22 protein-coding genes and 2 pseudogenes are annotated in these 18,988 nt (G+C 39.9%); 6 read left to right on the forward strand and 18 right to left on the reverse strand.

Annotated features, from left to right (window positions below):
* Positions 1–103: 103 nt before the first annotated feature.
* Together BBR47_RS31310 and BBR47_RS31825 are read right to left on the reverse strand one after the other, a co-directional pair.
* Positions 104–250: a hypothetical protein gene (locus BBR47_RS31310; protein WP_015891860.1), complete on the reverse strand. Its 147-nt coding sequence runs from the start codon at positions 248–250 to the stop codon at positions 104–106.
* A gap of 80 nt (positions 251–330) precedes the next feature.
* Positions 331–453: a hypothetical protein gene (locus tag BBR47_RS31825; RefSeq protein ID WP_269446204.1), complete on the reverse strand. Its 123-nt coding sequence runs from the start codon at positions 451–453 to the stop codon at positions 331–333.
* 144 nt (positions 454–597) lie between these two features.
* Between BBR47_RS31825 and BBR47_RS18000 the strand changes: the two genes are divergently transcribed.
* From BBR47_RS18000 to BBR47_RS18010, 3 genes are all read left to right on the forward strand, one after another.
* Positions 598–960, forward strand: a complete 363-nt coding sequence (locus tag BBR47_RS18000; RefSeq protein ID WP_015891861.1) for a helix-turn-helix domain-containing protein — start codon at positions 598–600, stop codon at positions 958–960.
* A gap of 163 nt (positions 961–1,123) precedes the next feature.
* Complete coding sequence (locus tag BBR47_RS18005) at positions 1,124–2,380, forward strand: AAA family ATPase (RefSeq protein ID WP_015891862.1); 1,257 nt, start codon at positions 1,124–1,126, stop codon at positions 2,378–2,380.
* A gap of 1 nt (position 2,381) precedes the next feature.
* The gene (locus BBR47_RS18010; RefSeq protein WP_015891863.1) at positions 2,382–3,314 is read left to right on the forward strand and encodes a DUF4435 domain-containing protein; all 933 of its coding nucleotides are present in this window, start codon (positions 2,382–2,384) and stop codon (positions 3,312–3,314) included.
* A 113-nt stretch (positions 3,315–3,427) separates the two neighbouring features.
* Here BBR47_RS18010 and BBR47_RS18015 read toward each other — a convergent pair whose 3' ends face one another.
* From BBR47_RS18015 to BBR47_RS18025, 3 genes are all read right to left on the reverse strand, one after another.
* Positions 3,428–5,806 (reverse strand): NACHT domain-containing protein, encoded by a 2,379-nt coding sequence (locus BBR47_RS18015; RefSeq protein ID WP_015891864.1) that lies wholly within the window; start codon positions 5,804–5,806, stop codon positions 3,428–3,430.
* A gap of 151 nt (positions 5,807–5,957) precedes the next feature.
* Positions 5,958–6,428, reverse strand: coding sequence for a DUF2716 domain-containing protein (locus tag BBR47_RS18020; protein WP_015891865.1), 471 nt, complete (start codon positions 6,426–6,428; stop codon positions 5,958–5,960).
* A 91-nt stretch (positions 6,429–6,519) separates the two neighbouring features.
* Complete coding sequence (locus tag BBR47_RS18025; RefSeq protein ID WP_015891866.1) at positions 6,520–7,161, reverse strand: hypothetical protein; 642 nt, start codon at positions 7,159–7,161, stop codon at positions 6,520–6,522.
* 225 nt (positions 7,162–7,386) lie between these two features.
* Here BBR47_RS18025 and BBR47_RS18030 point away from each other — a divergent pair, with 225 nt between their 5' ends.
* Genes BBR47_RS18030 through BBR47_RS18035 form a run of 3 tightly spaced genes read left to right on the forward strand, consistent with a single transcriptional unit; the run spans position 7,387 to position 9,391 of the window.
* Entirely contained in the window at positions 7,387–7,731 is a 345-nt protein-coding gene (locus tag BBR47_RS18030) for an ImmA/IrrE family metallo-endopeptidase (protein WP_015891867.1), read from the forward strand.
* Between the two features lie 36 nt (positions 7,732–7,767).
* A complete protein-coding gene (locus BBR47_RS31655; RefSeq protein WP_015891868.1) occupies positions 7,768–8,268 on the forward strand; it encodes a recombinase family protein in 501 nt (166 codons plus the stop codon).
* Positions 8,237–9,391, forward strand: a complete 1,155-nt coding sequence (locus tag BBR47_RS18035) for a recombinase family protein (RefSeq protein ID WP_015891869.1) — start codon at positions 8,237–8,239, stop codon at positions 9,389–9,391. The genes BBR47_RS31655 and BBR47_RS18035 overlap by 32 nt, the downstream gene beginning before the upstream one ends.
* Here BBR47_RS18035 and BBR47_RS30960 read toward each other — a convergent pair.
* The 13 genes and pseudogenes from BBR47_RS30960 to BBR47_RS18090 all read right to left on the reverse strand — a co-directional run.
* A pseudogene (locus BBR47_RS30960) lies at positions 9,351–9,652 on the reverse strand (ATP-binding protein); the annotation flags it as partial. The gene BBR47_RS18035 and the pseudogene BBR47_RS30960 overlap by 41 nt on opposite strands.
* A gap of 782 nt (positions 9,653–10,434) precedes the next feature.
* Positions 10,435–10,581 (reverse strand): hypothetical protein, encoded by a 147-nt coding sequence (locus BBR47_RS31100; protein WP_162023097.1) that lies wholly within the window; start codon positions 10,579–10,581, stop codon positions 10,435–10,437.
* 106 nt (positions 10,582–10,687) lie between these two features.
* Complete coding sequence (locus BBR47_RS18045; RefSeq protein ID WP_015891872.1) at positions 10,688–11,233, reverse strand: RNA 2'-phosphotransferase; 546 nt, start codon at positions 11,231–11,233, stop codon at positions 10,688–10,690.
* 35 nt (positions 11,234–11,268) lie between these two features.
* On the reverse strand, positions 11,269–11,424 hold the full coding sequence (locus tag BBR47_RS31315; protein WP_015891873.1) for a hypothetical protein: 156 nt from the start codon (positions 11,422–11,424) through the stop codon (positions 11,269–11,271).
* Between the two features lie 16 nt (positions 11,425–11,440).
* Complete coding sequence (locus tag BBR47_RS18050; RefSeq protein WP_015891874.1) at positions 11,441–11,632, reverse strand: hypothetical protein; 192 nt, start codon at positions 11,630–11,632, stop codon at positions 11,441–11,443.
* Positions 11,633–11,739: 107 nt separating this feature from the next.
* Positions 11,740–11,898 (reverse strand): annotated as a pseudogene (locus BBR47_RS18055) (protein tyrosine phosphatase); the annotation flags it as partial.
* A 150-nt stretch (positions 11,899–12,048) separates the two neighbouring features.
* Positions 12,049–12,453 (reverse strand): NADAR family protein, encoded by a 405-nt coding sequence (locus BBR47_RS18060; protein ID WP_015891877.1) that lies wholly within the window; start codon positions 12,451–12,453, stop codon positions 12,049–12,051.
* Between the two features lie 40 nt (positions 12,454–12,493).
* Positions 12,494–13,270: a nucleotidyltransferase domain-containing protein gene (locus BBR47_RS18065; protein WP_015891878.1), complete on the reverse strand. Its 777-nt coding sequence runs from the start codon at positions 13,268–13,270 to the stop codon at positions 12,494–12,496.
* 96 nt (positions 13,271–13,366) lie between these two features.
* Complete coding sequence (locus BBR47_RS18070; RefSeq protein ID WP_015891879.1) at positions 13,367–15,217, reverse strand: Ig-like domain-containing protein; 1,851 nt, start codon at positions 15,215–15,217, stop codon at positions 13,367–13,369.
* Between the two features lie 335 nt (positions 15,218–15,552).
* Complete coding sequence (locus BBR47_RS18075) at positions 15,553–15,930, reverse strand: YraN family protein (protein ID WP_015891880.1); 378 nt, start codon at positions 15,928–15,930, stop codon at positions 15,553–15,555.
* A complete protein-coding gene (locus tag BBR47_RS18080; protein WP_015891881.1) occupies positions 15,930–16,220 on the reverse strand; it encodes an EscU/YscU/HrcU family type III secretion system export apparatus switch protein in 291 nt (96 codons plus the stop codon). The genes BBR47_RS18075 and BBR47_RS18080 overlap by 1 nt, the downstream gene beginning before the upstream one ends.
* Entirely contained in the window at positions 16,217–18,109 is a 1,893-nt protein-coding gene (locus tag BBR47_RS18085; RefSeq protein WP_015891882.1) for a hypothetical protein, read from the reverse strand. Before BBR47_RS18085 ends, BBR47_RS18080 begins: the two co-directional genes overlap by 4 nt.
* Before the next feature lie 40 nt (positions 18,110–18,149).
* The gene (locus BBR47_RS18090) at positions 18,150–18,926 is read right to left on the reverse strand and encodes a ribonuclease HII (protein ID WP_015891883.1); all 777 of its coding nucleotides are present in this window, start codon (positions 18,924–18,926) and stop codon (positions 18,150–18,152) included.
* Positions 18,927–18,988: the final 62 nt, after the last annotated feature.

Below are 18,988 nucleotides of genomic sequence, written 5' to 3' on the forward strand. Positions count from 1 at the left end.
CTTATCTGATAAAATAGTGGAATGTATTAAGGAGCGCCCCCTATCTTCACTGGCTCCCGCATTCGGTGCCCTATGCAGTTGTATGTGTGCAGGCAGTGCTCCTTTAAGCTGTTTCCTCTTTCTTTACTGGTTGATTCGTCTCAGTGACTTCCTTTGGTTCTGCTGGCTTTGACTTAAGCAAAACCTCTAAAGCATGGACCATTCGTTTCATATCAGGTGCGAACTCGATCCCTTTAGGTGGTTTGATCATTGTGGGCCTCCTTTTAGGCTGGCTTTGGTTTATACAATTCTGAAATAACGTATTTCGTTAGTTTCTCATCAAAAAAATTGCTACATCAGACGTACATTGCCAAGTTCAATATGGCCGTACCCTTGTAACGAAATCCCTAGCATACTCGCCATGTTCGTTACTCCCTTTGCCTTCCTTAATTGGTAAACGTTTGTATGAACCACTTAATCACCTCCCTACTAACGATATCCGTTACCTGCATATTACTAACGAATTTCGTTAGTGTCAACCATTCTTTTAATCAAACTCTCAAATACCGTTAACTAACTACCTAAATCCGTTAGTTGTTGATAATATCGAATTAGGAGGTGATTTTGTTGGAAACGGTTGGGCAGAGAATAAGAAAACTCAGAAAAGCTAATAACTGGACCCAAGAACAATTTGCTAATCGTGTTAATGTTTCTCCGCAAAAAGTCTCTAATTGGGAGCGCGATTACACTTCTCCTAGTGTTGAAGATATAGCTAGAATTGCTCAAATCTGCAACACTGAATCAGACTATATATTAACTGGGCGGACTTCCCCCCTTACCTCTTCAGCTAAATCAGACAAGCACCTGTCAGAATTTGAAAACCTCTTCTTTTTCGAACTGGATAAGCTCAGCGAGGAAGATAAAAAGAAAGCTTTAGAGCATGTGAGATACTTGAGATATATTGCGGAGCAACAGAAATGACAACGAGACGAGCTACTTAATAGCCGTCTCGTTTTTTAGAGACTCGAAGAGCGATCTGTGGATAATTCCGGAAAATTTAATTAACTACACTTGGATTACTTTCTTGATTTTAGCAGAGTAATTAATATGTCATAATTTTTTTATGAAAGGAAGATTTAGAATCATGCTACCTAAAATTAAAAAATTTCGGATAAATAAACTTTTCGGCTACAAAAACGTAAATATTGATTTTGATTCAGGTGTAATGATTTTAGTGGGCGAAAATGGTGTAGGTAAAACAACAATTCTTAATGTCTTGTACTATACTCTATCTACAAAATTCGAGAAATTAATCGACATTGATTTCCATTCTATTGAATTGTTTTTTAACAGTGGAAACCATATTGTCATTAGTAAAGAAGATCTTGTTTCAGTAGAACCATTTAATAAATTAAACCCTAATGAGATTACTATTAATAATAACAAAATTGTATTTAGTGCAAATGAATATTCAAAGAATTATCTCACAGAGGTAAAAAATACTAAGAAAAGTACTCAGATCAGCTTTAATTTGGATAAACTCTTTGAGGATATAAACGAAAGAAATCAAAGAATAGAAAAACAAAAAAGTATGATATTATCAGAATTTAATATGAATATTATTTTCCTTCCTACATATCGACGAGTAGAAGAAGACCTTCATAAGCTTGGAATTGAGAATTATAAAAGTGAATTTATTCAATTTGGTATGGCTGATGTAGAAAAAGCCATCCTTACCATCACACAGCAAATTAAAGACTCAGCTATACAGTGGTACTCCAAAATTAATGGAGAAATGCTAGCAGAGTTAGTAACAGGCATTAAAGTAACTCCAGAAATGAGAAACAGCATTCAAACAGATACTCTTAAAATTGTCCTAGATAGAGTCGGAGATAATATAAGCGATGAGTTAAAACAAAGTATTGATATACTTTTAGAAAACGAGCGACTCTTTAACGGGGAATATGATCCTCTGATATATTTCCTATCAAATTTAATAAAAGTTTATCAAAAACAAAGAAAATACGACGAAAGAATTCAACAGTTTGTTAAGGTGTGCAATAATTATCTCCGAAATAAATTGACATATGATGAGAGCAAAGTAGAAATTTTATTTAAGCAACACGGGAAAGATATCAAATTAACGAATTTGTCTTCTGGTGAAAAACAGATAGTCTCTCTCTTCTCTAAAATTTATTTAGATTCAAACAAAGATTTCATTATTTTGTTTGATGAACCGGAGTTGTCGCTGTCAATTGACTGGCAGCAAAAGTTACTCCCAGATATCATCGGTTCAAGTAGATGTAAGTTCATGTTCGTAGTTACACATTCACCTTTTATTTTCGATAATGAACTCGATAATGACGCTAGATCGTTAAGTTCATACATCTCGGAGGAGTAAGATGGATCACCTTGAAAAATTGAGAGCTAGTCGTGATAAAGAATCAGTTTCCTATAAACGTTTTATGGAATTGCTTGAAAGAAATAAAGATGCAGTTTTTTGTTTTGTTGAGGGTGAAGACAGTAAATATTACGCAGCAAAGATTGAATCAATTGAACCATCATATAAATATCACTTCATTAATTCCAAGGGAAAAGAGGGAGTTTTAAAACTATTCCGCTTGATTACTGGAATTAGTGAATATGATCTAATTAAGACTCTGTATTTTGTAGATAGAGACTTTGATGAACTAATTGACAATCCCCATATTTATGAGACCCCTTGCTATTCAATAGAAAATCTTTATACTACTAAAAACACTATCTGTAGAGTATTACAGAGAGAGTTCCAACTTGATGAGACAGATGATGATTACTATACAGCATTACATGCATTTTCAACTCATCAATCAGAGTTTCATGATGCAATGGACCAGATAAATGCATGGATAGCTTGTCACAGAGATCTTTCGAAGCAAGGGATTACCACAAGGCTTAATTTGAGTGATTTAAACCCTTCTAATTTAGTCACTGTTAGTCTGACAGGAGTTACTCAAAAATATAGTTTCGACTCATTGATAGAAATGTTTCCTCATGCAGCTGAAATAGATCAAGAAACCTTAGAAAATAAACTGAGATCTTTTAGGTCCATTGATCGACAAAAGTGGTATAGAGGAAAGTTCGAACTTTTTTTCTTCAAAAAATTTATAGAAATTCTATCAGAAGATAGTAACAGAAGACACCCGTTTCTTTTCTCCACCAAAAGAAAAAACCAATTACAATTATCTGCTAATGTACTCTCAGAGCTTTCACAGTATGCCGAATTTCCTGAATGTCTTCGAACGTATGTGAAACGGATCATCTCACAAGATCAACTACAAGAAGCAATTATGTAATAAAGCCGTCTTTAATCAGAGATTTGGAATATACAGTTTATATTAGAAAAAACAAGACACGCAATAGCGTGTCTTGTTTCTTTATAGATTGGGTAAATAACTTCATGCCAAACCTATTTTTCCAGTACCAAATTAAGTCCTTTATAATATTTCTTCTGACAGCTTTTAAAAACAGTATCAAAATCATGAGAAATATCTTCTTCTAATTCAAGACGCCAGTCAAATTCAATATCATACTTCGTTAATAGCTTGGTAACTGATTCTGTCATCAGTTCATATAATTCACTTTTTATCATTTTCATTTTTTCATCAGACATTTTTCTTGAAACTGCAATAATTAAATAACCAAACCCAAGCCTCACACTTGTTAAATAGCTTTCTTCAAATAAATCGTCTATCAAGGCACACAGCATTAATTCTTCACTATAGTATTTTATCAAGTCGTCCTCACAATTTCTTCTAGCATAAACTTTATTGGTAATAGCTCGACTTTCCTGCGAAGAAAAACGCTGCATTCGTGTAATAAGCTTGAATGGGCTAAAACACCACGTATAAAATCTTTCTTCGAAATATTCTTCGTCAAGTGAAACTACGGCATGATAAATAATTCTCAAAAAAATCAAATCAGTTTCTCCTGTCGAAATAAATTTATCAACTTCATCAAATATGTAATCAACAAATTCAATATAACGGTCGTAATTATTTTTTCTGAGGATAGAAAAGCAATTCTCGAAAATTTCACTATCCTCTCCATAATGTGTAAATTCATCTAACAATTGCTCATTAGTCATTTCTTTTACTATTAAATTCGCATAAAAATATTCAAAAAATGATCTATGAAAAAATTTATAATGACTCTCATCACTTCCTTGGACATATAAGTCTGTTCGTTCAGCACAAAAATCTAGGAACTCTTCTATAGCATCCAACAATTTATTCTCGTCTAAATACCTTTTCTTGTATACTTCCGTTAATAACTCGACAATTTGAGTACGTCTGACCTCCTTATTATTTCGTTTTGAAAGTTCGGATAACTTCTCAAAAGTAGCATCATTATCAATGATGGTTCTAAACAAACTATAATTAAATCTAACTTTCTTATCCTTTAGTTCCCTTCTCCTAGCTATATACTCAGTACACTTTTCATATAATTGAATTTTGGTGTCTGGCAATTCTCTTTCTGCTTTATAAATACTCACCATTAATGCTACCATTAAAAAATTTGTTAAAAATTCACTTTTTATTAACCCCTCACATTGACTTGTAAATATAGGAACATCTTCTTTATGGAATTTACCAAGTGAGACCATTTTATTCAAATATGAATTTACTTGTCTTATAGTAACTGGACAAACACTAAACACAATTGGGGTATCAGGAATTAACCCCCTATCTCTCGTTGTTAGACAGACTTTGTTATGTTTATTTGAATACTTAAAAAAAGTTACAATTACATTTGATATTCTTTCTCTCTCCACTGTTTCTACTTCATCAAGAGCATCAAATAGGATCAAACATTTACCAGAAGCGAGATAATTTTTCAAAAAGTTTTTCGTTATTTTACTACAATCTATTCCAGTATTGCTTACCATACTATCAATTAAAAAATCTTCTATCGAATATGATCTCTCAACTAAAGATTTTTGGCTAAAGTCTTTCAAGTTACAATAAATAGGTAATAATGCTTCTGATCCATAAATGTTTAGCTTTGTATAATTTTGCGTGAGGTACTTTAAAAATAGAGTTTTGCCATATCCAGGTCCACCGATGACAGAAACCAAATTTGAAAAAGCAAACAAATTAGTCCAATTTACATTCTTTGCAATAGCTCTTAATGACGTTTTTTCTACTTCAACACGCAGTTCAGGAAGAATATAGAATTTTGCTAGATCTATTCTATCTATCCCATAAACGTGATTTTTTTTATGAACCTCCTTCAACATTTCTACATATTCTTTTAGCGTCTCTTCGTCCTCTTCTTTTATATCAATTGGTTTATTTTTTAAAGTATCAATTATTCTATCTTCAATATTTAATAATAGTTTATTTATTTGATGATGTAAGACCATTAGCTCAAATGGGAGATCATTAATGAGTTTTTTTTCTAGAATTTCAAGTATTGTTTTAAAGTATTTTTTAACATCAATTTTATTCAGTTTCTTGTCACTTATATCTTCAACATATTGAAGTGATGCATTCGAAATTTTGTCTAAAAATTTTTCTTTAGTTATCTTTTTATCTATAGACGCTACAGAGCTTTTAGTAAATGCATTATATTTTATATAATCTACGAATATTACTCTTGTTGAATATAAATTAAGAAATGTTGAGAAGGCCCCAGAATCAAGATTAAACAATTCCAGCTCTAGCCCTTCAAAGGAATGAGAAACCGTTTGCTCTATCGATTTTTTGTTTACTTTCTTAAAACTTTTAGCTAAATCATAAATAAAGTTCGAAGTAATACTCAATAGAATAGAACTTACTATTTCCATTTATATTCACCCTTAATGATAATTTTGTATTTTCGTTAACTTCGACAGATAATTCTATTTACCTACAACTTTTAATCGTATTATTCCGACATGAAACGACAAAACCTCCTGACCAATGATCAAGAGGCATTGTTAGAAGCTTGTAAATACTTCATCGATTACTGCGCACTATCTTTCCAAACATAGTTGGTCTATTGGTTTCAAACTGATGAATAAGTTCTTCTCCAAAAATGCTAATTGATTGTTCCCAGGGATGCCCTAAATATCCCCACTTAAACTCTTTATTCAAAAAGAAGTAATAGTCACCATCTGGGTAAAACCCTATCCTTCCACTTGTATTCTCTAGATACGGATTGTAGAGATAGCACTCGTGGTGCCAATCCAGTGCGTAGATATATTCGTCAGACCCAGTTACCGCTCTAAGGTTGGTAATACACTTCTCCTCCAGATCATCGATATCCTCATCTATATATTCAGTAATATCAAATGTAACAAAAGAAACTGGTATATGAAACGAAGGCCAATCACTGCTATGAATGCTTGGTTTGAAATCGAAATCCTTATAAAATTTATCCCAAATCAGGCGATATTGCTCATCCGACAATGGAATCCAATTATCCATTTTACATCTCCCCTAGATTAAGTCTTGATCCATTTCTTTGTTACTGAAAGTCCAAATAATTGCAAGAGTAGCTGATCTTCAAAATTACTACCTATTTTTCCTGAATCTTTTCTTCCAGTTTCCGCAGCATAAGTTCCACATTTGTTAGTTCGATTCGATATTCACTGTCTCTGAAGTCGTCGTACTCAAACATTCCAGTAATTCTGATCTTATCTACTTCTATAAACCTCAATAATCTCTTGGCTTCTTCCCTTAGTAATTCACGTACACCTTCATTGATAATCAACGTTCCATTAGAACCACCTAATAATGCAAAAGACAGACCCAAGAATCGCAAGAAACTATATCCATCACAATAGTTCTCGTAAATGTTATCTAATACTTTATCTATATCATTTGTATCACTAGCTACTAGTTCTAGTTCCTCTTTGATTATGCGGTACTCAAGCTCTCCAAAAGGCATTACCGGCGTTAACAATTGCTCTAGGTCTAGATCAATATATTTCCCCTTGAAATCTAAGCTGATAAGCTCCAGGTAAAGGGCGTGCCCATAATGCTCTGCAATCTCTGGAGTCACATAGACCCATTGCTCGAATTCCTCAATTGTTAGTTTCTTTTTTAAAACCTCATTGAATTTAATCTGTAAATCAAGAAGATTTATTAGCTGATCCCCCTCATGCTCCTTCTTTCCCGTGAGCTTCAGAATCTGGATATACTTCCAAAGATTATACACCGAATTGTCACTAGTAGGAATAAAGTAGGAATTGTAAGATTATATACAGAACAAACGTTCCTACTAGAGGTGAATCAATGAAGCTATCTTACACTCCTACCCCTCTTGAAACTTGGATAAGCCACTTTTACAAACAACTTGGCATAAAAACACCTGGCGAATTAGACGAACAGCGTATTGCAAAATTACTAGACATCCATCTCTTTTACAAAGAGATCCCATTCAATGGCATATGAATTCGGTCGTTTTAAGAGCATCACCATAGACAAAAGGCTCACCACATTAGTTCAAAGGGAGCGCTTCTATCATGAGCTATGCCATATCCTCCGTCATTCCGGACGTCAGCTAATGATGCCGGCTGCTTTTCGTGAGCTCCAAGAATGGGATGCAAGGAATTTCACAAGATACGCTGCCTTACCACTACATATGCTGAAGAACTATGATTACAAGCAGCCTGAAATATTAGATACCCTATCAGAGCAGTTTAAGGTTACACCCGAACTATATGCAGATAGATTGCAGAGAATCAAATTAAAATTGTCATGCAACCCAATTCGATTCATCTCGTAACAAATCAAAAGGACAATTTAATATAGGAGGGAGACCATGTTGCGGTTAGCTGTTTATGCACGTGTCAATTCAGACGATCAAGCAGAACGTGGTACGATCGAAAACCAACTTGAATTTGCTTGTAAGTATGCGGATCTTCATCAATTAGAAATCGTTAAGTGGTACAAGGATGACGGCGTTACTGGAACAATCCTACTAGAAGCTCGTCCAGCCGGCCGTGAGTTATTACAAGATGCTAAGAATGGAACGATTGATCTCCTTCTCATCTATCGCTTAGACCGACTTGGACGATCCGCCAGAATCATCCTGAATTCCGTTCACGATCTAGAAAGTGACGGTGTTAAAATTCGCTCTATGACGGAGCCGTTTGATACTGGTGACCCATCCGGACGCTTCCTCCTAACCATTCTGGCTGGAGTTGCTGACTTGGAACGGGAGACCATCCTGGAACGTCTATGGTACGGCGCAAACCGCGCTGCACGGTCCGGTAAATGGCTTGGAGGTATTGTCCCCGTATGGTTACCGCGTAGACAGTGATGGCTATCTGGAGATTTGTGAAGACCTACTCCCTAACTCCGATATGACAGAGGCAGGTGTTGTTCGACTGATCTTTCACATGTTAGCTAACCAAGGCCATTCATGTATAAAAGTCTCCAACTACTTAAATGCATTAGGTATCCCTACGTCATACGCAAAGGATGATCGAAAAATTACTCGTGGGAAACGTAAAGAGAATACGGCGGGTATCTGGCGCCCCTCAAGAATACGTGGGATCATTACGAATACCTCTTACAAGGGAGTACATTTCTACGGAAAACGCAGTACACGAAAACGCGATGTAATTGAACGTGAAGTCCCAGCCATCGTTGATGTAGAAACGTGGGAAAAAGCACAGAAAGTCCTTCGAAGTAACCAAATAGAAGCTATGCGTAACATCAAGAATCAGTATTTACTACGTAGCTTACTAAAGTGTCAGTGCTGCGGATTAACTTATGTGGGGATTCATTATCCAGGAAGCAAACGAGCTCTAAAAGGGTACTACACTTGCACAGGTAAACAAGCATATAATGGCCCAATGCAAGGTAAATGTACTTCGAAAAATTTGCCCCAGGATTGGATTGAGGATCTTGTGTGGAGGGATTGCTTAGCCTTTATAAATCAGCCAGGGGAAACCCTTCAGGAGATTGCTGCAGCTAGGGAAGTAATACAGACTGAGAAGGTCGATTTGGAATCAGAGATAGCACTTATTCAAAAGAGCATAGATGATAAAGACATAGAACGTCAGAGCATCCTGGACCTCTTTCGTAAAAGCATCATCACTTTTACCGATTTAGAGAAACAGATTCAAAAAATTAATCAAGAGAAAGAGATCCTCGAGCAACGAATAAAAGAAATACGGACCTCGCTGCAAGTTGACCGCGATTACTCTACTAAGGTAATGAATGCTTTTCAATTACTCACATCACTCCGAAACAAACTAGATGACAATCCCTCATTCGAAACTCGACGTGAAATTGTGAAGGCTTTAGTCCAACGCATACAGGTATATACAACACCTAGCGTAGGTTCAAAGCGCCCTCGCTCTTCAGTCACCGTCCAGTATTGTTTTGCCAAGGATATTATCTACACGGATAAGGATTGCACGAATCAATTAACATAAACCAAGCAGGAAGGTAAAAACCCGCTTAGATCGTCCAATCGTAACAACCCCTGATTCCAGCGGATGGAGCAGTACTATAACACATGCCAAGAAAACTCAGGCAACTCATCAAGGAAAGGTATGTTACCATGAGACAAGCTACACTCTCCGGGACACGGAATTTGCGCACCATCGCCAATCAGTACAGTAGCTGTAATCGTATGATGCGGGGCACGAAAAGTTCTCTCCTCTACAAGCTCACTCTCACTTCAATTGACCAGCATTGATAGTAGACCACATTGTTAAAGAAATCTCTTTATTACTTTTAAATTCTAGCGACTCTAAATCTAACTCTTTCCCAAAATTGCCGTTACTTTCTCCCCAACCACCCGCCACTCCCCCATACCATTCTGGAAAACTTCCACTCCAACAGGTATACTGCAAATAAACAGATAAGGAGTTGTTTCTATATTGATTTTTACTATTGATCCTCATCAAATTTCCATCCACTACGAGCATGCTGAACCTGTTCAGATCGACTGGGACGACGTTTACAGTGTCTCTTACTATAAAATCGATTGCATTGAGTACGAAATGGGTTACCTTGTTTTTGACTTTGTTTATGGCGAGTTCATCGAGATAAATGATAGTGATCACAATTGGGAAAAAATCGTAAATGATCTCGAAAAATACTTACCCTCGCAAACAAGCGATTGGAGGCACTCATTGCATAGTTGGTCGATCGACGACGGCATACTATATCTTTATGAAAAAGTGTGAAACGAAGGTGAACTGGATTGACCTGGAATTCATCACTTTATCCAACGATTTAGAACGTGTCTTATTGCTGAAACCATTTGAATACGATGGCGAAAACGATAATCGCTGGTCCTCAACATATGATCAAGGCCACATTCAGATTAATATATCTTGGCCCTATCTTTCTGAAAATCTTCAAGAATGGGACGTCACCGTGCCAGAAATATGTAGTCGTCTTACGAAACGTCGTTGGAGAAGTTTACTACCATTTTGGTAATCATCATGCGGCATTCGTAAAAAACAGCTCACCCTCCCTGCTTTTTCTTCAACTCATCCAGGAGTTCAATGATTCGTTGGTTTTGATCGACTTGCTTTACAATGTCTGGTTCATCTTCCGAATCGCGTCCTAGATTGCAAAAAGTCCTGCCAACAGTAGAAAAGCAAACATCCATTCCATGCGCTTTTTCCTCCTTATGATTATCATTGATACAAGAAAGACCCGCATTGCGAATGCGAGTCTTTTCTCATGCTGTGTTGTTTCTTCTTGAGCAAATCGAGCTACTTCTGATAGACAGAGATGTATTCTTTTTGCACGTGATCTGCCAACCAAACGAGCTCATTTCCATGGTAAAACTTCACACCATCTTGCCAAGCTTGCCTCGCATCGATTCGCAAAAGGACGGGATGATCGTCTCGTCTTTTCCCAACCTGCTGTGCTGTTTGGACGTCTTCAGACAGATGCACGTACTGTCTTCCTTTTGGAACAAGCCCGCTAGCCAAAATAGAATCGAGGAATCTTTGCGGCGTGCCATGAAAAAGATACGCAGGCGGTTCTTTTTCTTCCTTGTGAATCTTTTGCGGCACTGAATGTCCATACAGGGCGCGAATTTTGCCTTGATTGATCTCATGACGCTTTTTTTCTGATAACGCAATCATCTTATGTAAATCTTCTTCGGTAACCGCTCGCCACTTTCGCTGTTCATGAAGTGACAAAAGCAATTGCTTGATAGGTACCCATCCTTGTTCGTCTAACTCAAGCTCATATTCATGGGGGGCATGACGAAGCGCATAGGACAATTCTTTACTCAATTTTTGATAATCCATCCACTCATCTCCCCTTACAGGTCATGGCCACTTCTTTACGTAAAAAAGTAACCGAGACTCACGATTGTAGCAATAAATAGGTGTACGATGAAATTTCCTGTCAGTCGAACCCAGAGCTGTTGGCTTTTCATCGTCCAAAATCCATAAAGGAAAGCAACGATGAGATAAACCAGTACATAAACGAAAAACACAAGGCTGTTCTCCTTTTTAGGACATTTCTTTCTTTATGTTGGCAATTAGCTTGTCAGCATTGTTTTCATCGTTATCAAACATAACCAGGTCTTGCAAGGCAATCCCATCAACAGATTGAATGGCTGTGGACATAGAATCGGCCAGTTGCTGCATATCAGCTTTGTCTGCTACTTCAACATCTAGAACCAGTACAAGTTTTTTCTTCATGGTGAAAATCCTCGCTTTACGATAAGTATGGATAGTGCGATTGAGTCATATCATCCCCATTATACAATAATAATCCGGTATACTTCGACCATGTCCAATAACAGCTTAATGAGATCAGCCCAGCCGATAAGACCGTCAGTCACTTTGATTCGGGCCCCAGTTTCAGTACCTGCTGATCTTACATCATAGTCATTGATCCCATGAAAAATCTTTTCTGCCGTCAAGCTCCTCCATTTATTTCTGCTGCAAACGAATAGTAGCTTCATTCGTCCTCCTCATCCAAATCTTCAAACTGCCATTCCTCTGGTACCGGAAAATAAGCGTCATACTCTTTCCGGGCATCCACACTCATTTCCTCTAGCCATGGCCAGTAATGCATGAGATAGTCCTCACCAAATCCCATCCGCCAACACAAACTATACGGATGCTCTTCTGGAAACACAATCCATGGCGGCAAGTAGAAATGCGGTTGGTACCCATCTAGGCTTCCACGCACGCACTTCCATCCATAATTTTCCTAGCATGTCTGAATCGTTGCTCGTACAATCGATTAAGGTGGCATCCCCAGTAGAGAGCAGTATTTCACGAATGACAGGGTACTGTTCTACTTTTGCTTGTAATGCCTTGTGCATGATCTCTTTTTCTTGGGTAGTCCCTAAAAATTTCTTGGCTTGCAGATAGTGTTCCAAAGTTGTCCAAAGTTCCCCTTCCAACTCTATTGGGTGAGTAGAGAAATTGGAGAAGCAGCCGTAAGGTTTATCTGGTTGATCAAAGTGAATTTCGAGAGGTTGCTGTATACGTTTTCGAATATGATCCTTCATGAATATGTCCTCCCCCTCTATCATAACGAGCCCATCATGACTAACTGATTATCCACGCCTTCTGCAAATACTTCCGAAATATCTCATCCAGCTTTTCTGTTGGGTCCCCCAGATCATTTGTATATTGGCTAGCCAGTGCAGTCAGACGCTCAATTTGTTCCTCAATAAAATGGTGAAGCTCTCCGATTCTTGGCTCCAAGTTCAACTTATCCCCAGCTATTTTTCTTTGGAGCAGCTCAGAAATTTTACTTTTTAATGTAGAATCGGTTATCAGCTCTGCAACCAGCTGATCAAATCCAATGGGGGGATTCGTATGATACGTTTCGATCCAGATGCACGCGAGGATCGGGCGTAACACATAGAAATATTTTTTGATTTTGACTTGCTCACCTTGCAGATAGTCTCGAAAATTCCCTTTGGCCATACTGAGGTAATGATGCAAGGAAGCCTTTGGCGAAAATACTTCTTCTTGCAACCTTGCCAGCTCATCTCGAAAGCCTAGTGTATCGAGATAAACGATGTCCGACACAAGCCATTCTTGTAGGGGTGGATTCGACTTTCGAAATAGCTTGAGCGCTTTTCGAATATCCCAGCCGTTTATATCTAAGAGGTCATTGATTGGTTCTTCCACAACATCCCGTTTATCATCAATGGACAAATACCATTCCGGTTTCTTCACATAGACAAAACGCACATCATAATCGCTATCTTTGGACGGGAATCCCCATGCCCGGCTTCCCGATTCAACAGCGAACAGTACTTTTAATTCATGCGCTTGCTCGATGTCTTTTAACTTTTCCAAGATGATCTCTCTCAAGATTCATTCCTCCTCCACAACAAATGAAATGATTTCCTTCCACTTGGAAAAAAACTCGCTGAACCAGTTACGATTCAGCGAGTTTCTTATCAACCATTATTTTACCGTTACTTCGATTTCCACTTCATAGCCTTTGTATTCAGCTGTAATAGTGGCCTTACCTTTCTTTTTAGCTTTTACCACACCGCTGCTGGATACGGAAGCTACGGAAGTTTTATCGGACTTCCATTTAGCTTTCGTGCTGCTGATGTCATCGCCATCATAGGTGAGCGTAATCTTTTCGGAGTCACCCTTTTTCATGGAAATGCTTGTGTCATCTGCTTCCAGCTTGCCTGAGCTCTTGGAGCCAACTTTTACTTCAATTTCTACTTTTTCACCTTTATACGTAGCTGTAATCGTTGCCGTACCGTTACCTTTTGCTGTAATTGTACCACTGCTGCTAACAGTTGCTACGGAAGATTTAGAAGTTTTCCAGGTTGCTTTTGAATTGCTAATGGTGTCGCCATCATATCTCAGTTTTACAGTTTCTTTCTCGCCTTTTTTCAAGGTGATTTTCGTTTCGTCTGCTTCCAGATCTCCTGAGGAGGAGCCATCGACAGTCACTTCAATTTCTACTTTTTCGCCTTTGTATTGAGCAGTAATGGTAGCTTTACCTTTACCTGTTGCTGTAATCGTACCAGAGCTGCTTACTGTTGCAACTGAGGATTTGGATGTGGACCAAGATGCATTCGAGTTGCTAATGGTGGAACCATCATATTTCAATGTTAATGTTTCTCTTTCCCCTTTTTTCAAAGAGATCGAGCTGTCGTTTACTTCCAGTTTACCGGAGTTGTTGTAATCGACCTTTACACGAATTTCGACCTTATCGCCCTTGTATGATGCTGTAATGGTAGCTGTTCCTTGGCCTTTTGCCGTAACGACACCATCATCAACTGTTGCCACGCTGGAGTTGGATGTTTTCCAAGTTGCTTTTGATCCAGACAATTTATCATCATCATATCTTAGCTGAATCGTGTCTCTGTCGCCTTTTTTCAGGGAGATGCTGGTTTCATCTGCTTCCAGTTTACCAGAACTGTCTGTATCTACGTAAACCTCAATTTCTACTTCGTAGCCTTTGTATTTTGCAGTGATCGTTGCTGTACCTTTGCTTTTAGCAGTAACGACACCATCATCGTTTACGGTTGCTACAGAGGACTTTGAAGTTTTCCAGGTTGCTTTTGAACCAGAAAGTTTATCGTCGTCATATGTCAACTTAATGGTTTCTTTATCGCCTTTTTCCAATTTCAGTTTGGTAACATCTGCTTCCAGTTTACCGTCTGAATTTCCGCCGCCTTCAACATCAACGTGGATTTCTACCTCTTGGTCTTTGTAGCTCGCAGTAATAACTGTGCTTCCTTCGCCTACACCTTTAATGTCACCATCGTCAACAGTTGCTACAGTTTTATCCGCGGTTTTCCAAGTTGCTTTTGATCCAGGGATACTGCTGCCCGCAAATTTCAAACTAACGTTTGTCTTTTTACCTTTTTTAACAGAAACCTCTGTTTTCGTCGCTTCGAGAGTCTGCGCTCTGTCAACAGTCACTCTAACTGTAGCGCGATAACCGTTGTATTTAGCAGTAACAACAGTCGTTCCTACTTTCTTACCGTACACAATCCCATTGCTAACAGAAGCGATGCTGGAGCTGCCAATTTCCCAATCAACCAATGCGTTATCGATAGGGCTGCCATTATAAGTAAGGCGAATGGTTTCTGTGTCTCCAATCGTGACGTTCAAAGAGCCTACGCTTGCTTTCAACCCATTAGTACTTGCTACCATGCTATAAGCTTGAATAGATTGTGGTGTCGCAACTTGTGCAGAAGCAATGCCAGTAACTGAAAACTGAACAGTACAAATAGCTGCTACTGCTAAGGAGACGTTTTTCATTAGATTGTTCTTAATCTTTTTCATGTTTTTTACCTCCAAATTATTTCCTATACTTCTATTGACGAATGAGATGGAAAAATGTCACACCAAATCAGCTTTTTTTTTGAAAAATATTTGTTTTTCTTTTAAACAACTGTTTATATCCCGGATTCATAAGCAAAATTGACACGAGTTATGGGCTTGTCTGTACGAATCGATCCTTTTCATCAAAAAAAATGCTTCCCAGCTTTTGAGCCGGAAAGCGGATATTGATGCTTGGAGGAGTTTCATCGCGTCGAGTACAGTACATAGTACGCTGGCTCTGCGACTGATGCTGTAGACGTATCCCCAATATATCCGTGGTCAAGAGCCCGTTTTTCCTAGAAAGCACTCTCATAATGCTCAATGACAGGCTTCATGAAGTCTTCACCTTGCGTTGATGCACCGGTGTAAATTGCGATGACATCAAAACGAAAGGACGGGATTGGCTGTGCGCTTTTTTGCAAGTATTCGAGGGCAAGCTCACGCAGCTTCTGTTTCTTCTTCCAAGTAATGGACTCGCCTGCCGTTCCAAAAGATTGGCTTCTCCTCGTTCGAACCTCAATGAAAACCAAGCATTTTCCGTCTAGAGCAATCAAATCCATTTCCCCACGTTTTGTTCGAACATTTCGCTCGACAATGCGGAAACCCTTGTTCACTAAATATCCTTCTGCAAGCTGTTCTCCTCTTTGACCAAGAAGACGACGGCGATCACTCATTATTTGGTTCCTCCGCCTTTATCGATCCGATAGACAAAAGCAAGGATTTCTGCCACAACTTGATACAGCTCCGGCGGTATTTGTTGATCCAAATCCAGCTTGCCCAAAACCTCTACAAGTGATGGATCCTCCTGTACCGGTATATCATGCTCCTTCGCTGTCTTCAGTATATTGTCAGCTACGTATCCTTTTCCTTTTGCCACGACCTTTGGCGCTTCCATGGTACCCGCCTGATATTTTAGTGCAACTGCCTGTTTGCGTTTTTGCTCTGAAGGGGATGGCGGCATCATACGCGGAGGTCAACCCCTTTATAGTCAGCCAGGATGGGGCCTTTGGTTTGAATCGGACTTGTCGACTTCCCGCGCTCGGCCGGGACTGGCTGGACTCGCATAGCCGATAGATGGTAGCCAACGTCCTGTAATTGGTCAGCAAAACGATCCTTGGCCCCTTGAATGAGTGCTTCCACCCATGGCGTATCGTTAAAAATTTGCAGGTTAACGATTCGATTCACGATGCTTACATCAATCATCGTTGTCCCCATACCTTGGAGTTCCAAATGAAAGAAAAGACGACAGTTCTCCGGATCAAGCTGTCCAGAGCCTTTCTTTTTCGATTCGATTTGGACAAAAGCCGTCTCATCCCCTTCACCTTGGCGAATCGGAATTTGCATGACGATTTGAGACAAAGCTTGGTTAGAGGGCTGTACCATCATCAATTGTTGTCCGGTCACTTGTTGCAGCAGTTGATCTGCTGCTTCACGCAAGCCGGATGGCATTGCCTGAGCTGGCGCTTGACTGATTTGAAGCAAGAGGGATTTAACTGTATCCATCTGCTTTAATGAATGCGAATCGATCGCTCCCTGTGAAAATGCCTGGCCCATCAATTCTCTCTCGTGGGTTACGCCTAAATGACGAAACAATTCTGCAATCGGATTAGCAGCTGTGGCTCCATTCGCTGCACCAGCTGCTTGAGACATCATTTGTGGTACGACTTTTTGCCCCGCGTCGTTCACTACAGCCCTTTGCTCCGCCATCTGCTTGTTTTGGACGCGGTCCTGATTCATCTGTAATGACTGAGGAGTAGACAAGGACTCGTTTCGAGCAATCTTTGAATCGATGCTTGGACCACTGGTCTGGTTAGGCAGCAACTGATTACTCTTTCCGGTCATGGCGTTTTGTTGCGAGTCTACCTGTTTAGCGGCAGTGTTTGGTGTAGACACTGTCTCAGTAGGAACAGTTGATGAACCAAGTTGTGATGGCGTTGGTATGTTACTTGGAGCCACCATTGATGGTTGAGGCGATGTTTGAACTTGCGATGAAGGCTGACCGCTCTGCGTAGGCAGCGGCTGTGTCTGGTTTCCTCCAGTCGCATTCTGCGAAGCACCTTGATTGGGCTGATTTCCTTGTTGCATTTGTTTGACTGCCATTCCCTCATCTGCACCATCGTTGCCCGCGATAAGTATAGAGAGTCCCGTCAACTTTTCTTTTAACTGACTAACAAGCTGTTTGACATCTCCCGTTGCTGCATTAGCTTGTCCGGGGACCTGCTGTGATTGGCTTTGAGGCACCTGCCCTGTCATCTGTGAAGGTTGGCCCTCCCCTTCTAAAAAGAGCGAGGCTTGCTGAAGCAGGTTTTGTATGAGCTGCCCCATTGGCTTGTCCGATAAAAAAGCTTTGAGTCCTGCGATTGTATCAGGGGTCAGTGGCAAATTTCGTTTCATGGCAGTCATGAATGCCTCAATCGTGGCATTGTCTACGCCTAATCGCCCAGCAACGGCTGAAAAAGCTTGTATGGTCTCCTTATTCACAGGAAGATTGGCACCAAGCAGCGCTTGCATGATCGCTTTGTTCTCTTTTGTATCGGCAATCCCTAGTGATCGCATTAGCCCGTCTAGAGATGCGTCTTTGCCAGCTCCTTCACCGGCACTATCCAAAACCTTCAACGTGACGACACCTGTTGATGGCTGGACTTGCAGCCAAGCTTTTTGGCCCGGTTCCAGACTTGCCTCCATTTTAGCCTGAACCTGCATTCCCCCGACTTGTACGAGCGCCATATTGTCCGGGTAATTCTTGATTACCGTGCCTTTAAACACTTGTCCGGGAGTAAGCTCAACCGGCTTCGGAGCGGATATGGGTGCTTTTTGCACGAATGATTGAATAAGTTGCGACGGGGAAAACATGCAGATCCTCCTCCTGTAGCTTGTATGTAACTAGCACTTGTTAGGCGTGTTCTTTTACACCAGTAAAAGTCTTGCGATGAATCGGTGTAGGTCCAAATCGAGAGATTGCTGCCAGATGCTCTGGGGTGCCGTAGCCTGCGTGTTTGTCAAAGCCATAGGCTGGATACTCTTCGGCATACTGGGCCATCAATCGATCACGGGTGACCTTCGCTACAATCGATGCGGCTGCAATTGAAACGCTTTTGGCATCTCCCCCGATAATCGGAACCTGCTCGCAATTCATTCCGGTTAGCTGTACGGCGTCAATCAGTAATACGTCTGGAGCGATACTTGCCTGTTGGATCGCCAGCTTCATCGCCTCTTTTGTAGCAGCTAGTATATTGATCGCATCGATTCTTGCAGCATCGACAATGCCGATTCCCACAGCAAGTGCATCTCTTTGAATGATTTCGCAAAAAGCCTCCCGAGTAGATACGGGTATCTTCTTCGAGTCATTCAGGCCAGGCAAGTAAAAATCTTTTGGCAGACACACGGCACATGCAACAACTGGACCAGCCAATGGCCCCCTCCCAACCTCATCAATCCCGAATATGTATTGATGTCCCTTATCAAACATGGCTTTCTCATAGACGGTCATGTCAGTCCACATCTGTGCGAGCTTTTGTTGACGTGCAATCGCTGCCTCCGTCTGCTTCGCCAAAGCCTGTACACCTGCTCTTTTATCTTCTTTCAGCAATTGTAAAAAATCTTTGGGTACCTCGTCCAACTTTTCCATCGTCACTCGTATTTCTTTTATCGACATATCCGCTAGATTCATTGACTCATTTCTCCTTACCGATCCTCATAGTAAAAAACCTGCCTACCGTATAGGTCGATAGA

This window comes from Brevibacillus brevis NBRC 100599, from assembly GCF_000010165.1.
Taxonomy (GTDB): domain Bacteria; phylum Bacillota; class Bacilli; order Brevibacillales; family Brevibacillaceae; genus Brevibacillus; species Brevibacillus brevis_D.

What these genes read in the sequence shown, in the direction of transcription:
- BBR47_RS31310 (WP_015891860.1), bottom strand. Translation starts at nt 250, where the DNA reads ATGATCAAACCACCTAAAGGGATCGAGTTCGCACCTGATATGAAACGA.
- BBR47_RS18005 (WP_015891862.1), top strand. Translation starts at nt 1,124, where the DNA reads ATGCTACCTAAAATTAAAAAATTTCGGATAAATAAACTTTTCGGCTAC.
- BBR47_RS18010 (WP_015891863.1), top strand. Translation starts at nt 2,382, where the DNA reads ATGGATCACCTTGAAAAATTGAGAGCTAGTCGTGATAAAGAATCAGTT.
- BBR47_RS18015 (WP_015891864.1), bottom strand. Translation starts at nt 5,806, where the DNA reads ATGGAAATAGTAAGTTCTATTCTATTGAGTATTACTTCGAACTTTATT.
- BBR47_RS18020 (WP_015891865.1), bottom strand. Translation starts at nt 6,428, where the DNA reads ATGGATAATTGGATTCCATTGTCGGATGAGCAATATCGCCTGATTTGG.
- BBR47_RS18030 (WP_015891867.1), top strand. Translation starts at nt 7,387, where the DNA reads ATGGCATATGAATTCGGTCGTTTTAAGAGCATCACCATAGACAAAAGG.
- BBR47_RS31655 (WP_015891868.1), top strand. Translation starts at nt 7,768, where the DNA reads ATGTTGCGGTTAGCTGTTTATGCACGTGTCAATTCAGACGATCAAGCA.
- BBR47_RS31100 (WP_162023097.1), bottom strand. Translation starts at nt 10,581, where the DNA reads ATGGATGTTTGCTTTTCTACTGTTGGCAGGACTTTTTGCAATCTAGGA.
- BBR47_RS18045 (WP_015891872.1), bottom strand. Translation starts at nt 11,233, where the DNA reads ATGGATTATCAAAAATTGAGTAAAGAATTGTCCTATGCGCTTCGTCAT.
- BBR47_RS18050 (WP_015891874.1), bottom strand. Translation starts at nt 11,632, where the DNA reads ATGAAGAAAAAACTTGTACTGGTTCTAGATGTTGAAGTAGCAGACAAA.
- BBR47_RS18060 (WP_015891877.1), bottom strand. Translation starts at nt 12,453, where the DNA reads ATGAAGGATCATATTCGAAAACGTATACAGCAACCTCTCGAAATTCAC.
- BBR47_RS18070 (WP_015891879.1), bottom strand. Translation starts at nt 15,217, where the DNA reads ATGAAAAAGATTAAGAACAATCTAATGAAAAACGTCTCCTTAGCAGTA.
- BBR47_RS18075 (WP_015891880.1), bottom strand. Translation starts at nt 15,930, where the DNA reads ATGAGTGATCGCCGTCGTCTTCTTGGTCAAAGAGGAGAACAGCTTGCA.
- BBR47_RS18080 (WP_015891881.1), bottom strand. Translation starts at nt 16,220, where the DNA reads ATGATGCCGCCATCCCCTTCAGAGCAAAAACGCAAACAGGCAGTTGCA.
- BBR47_RS18085 (WP_015891882.1), bottom strand. Translation starts at nt 18,109, where the DNA reads ATGTTTTCCCCGTCGCAACTTATTCAATCATTCGTGCAAAAAGCACCC.
- BBR47_RS18090 (WP_015891883.1), bottom strand. Translation starts at nt 18,926, where the DNA reads ATGAATCTAGCGGATATGTCGATAAAAGAAATACGAGTGACGATGGAA.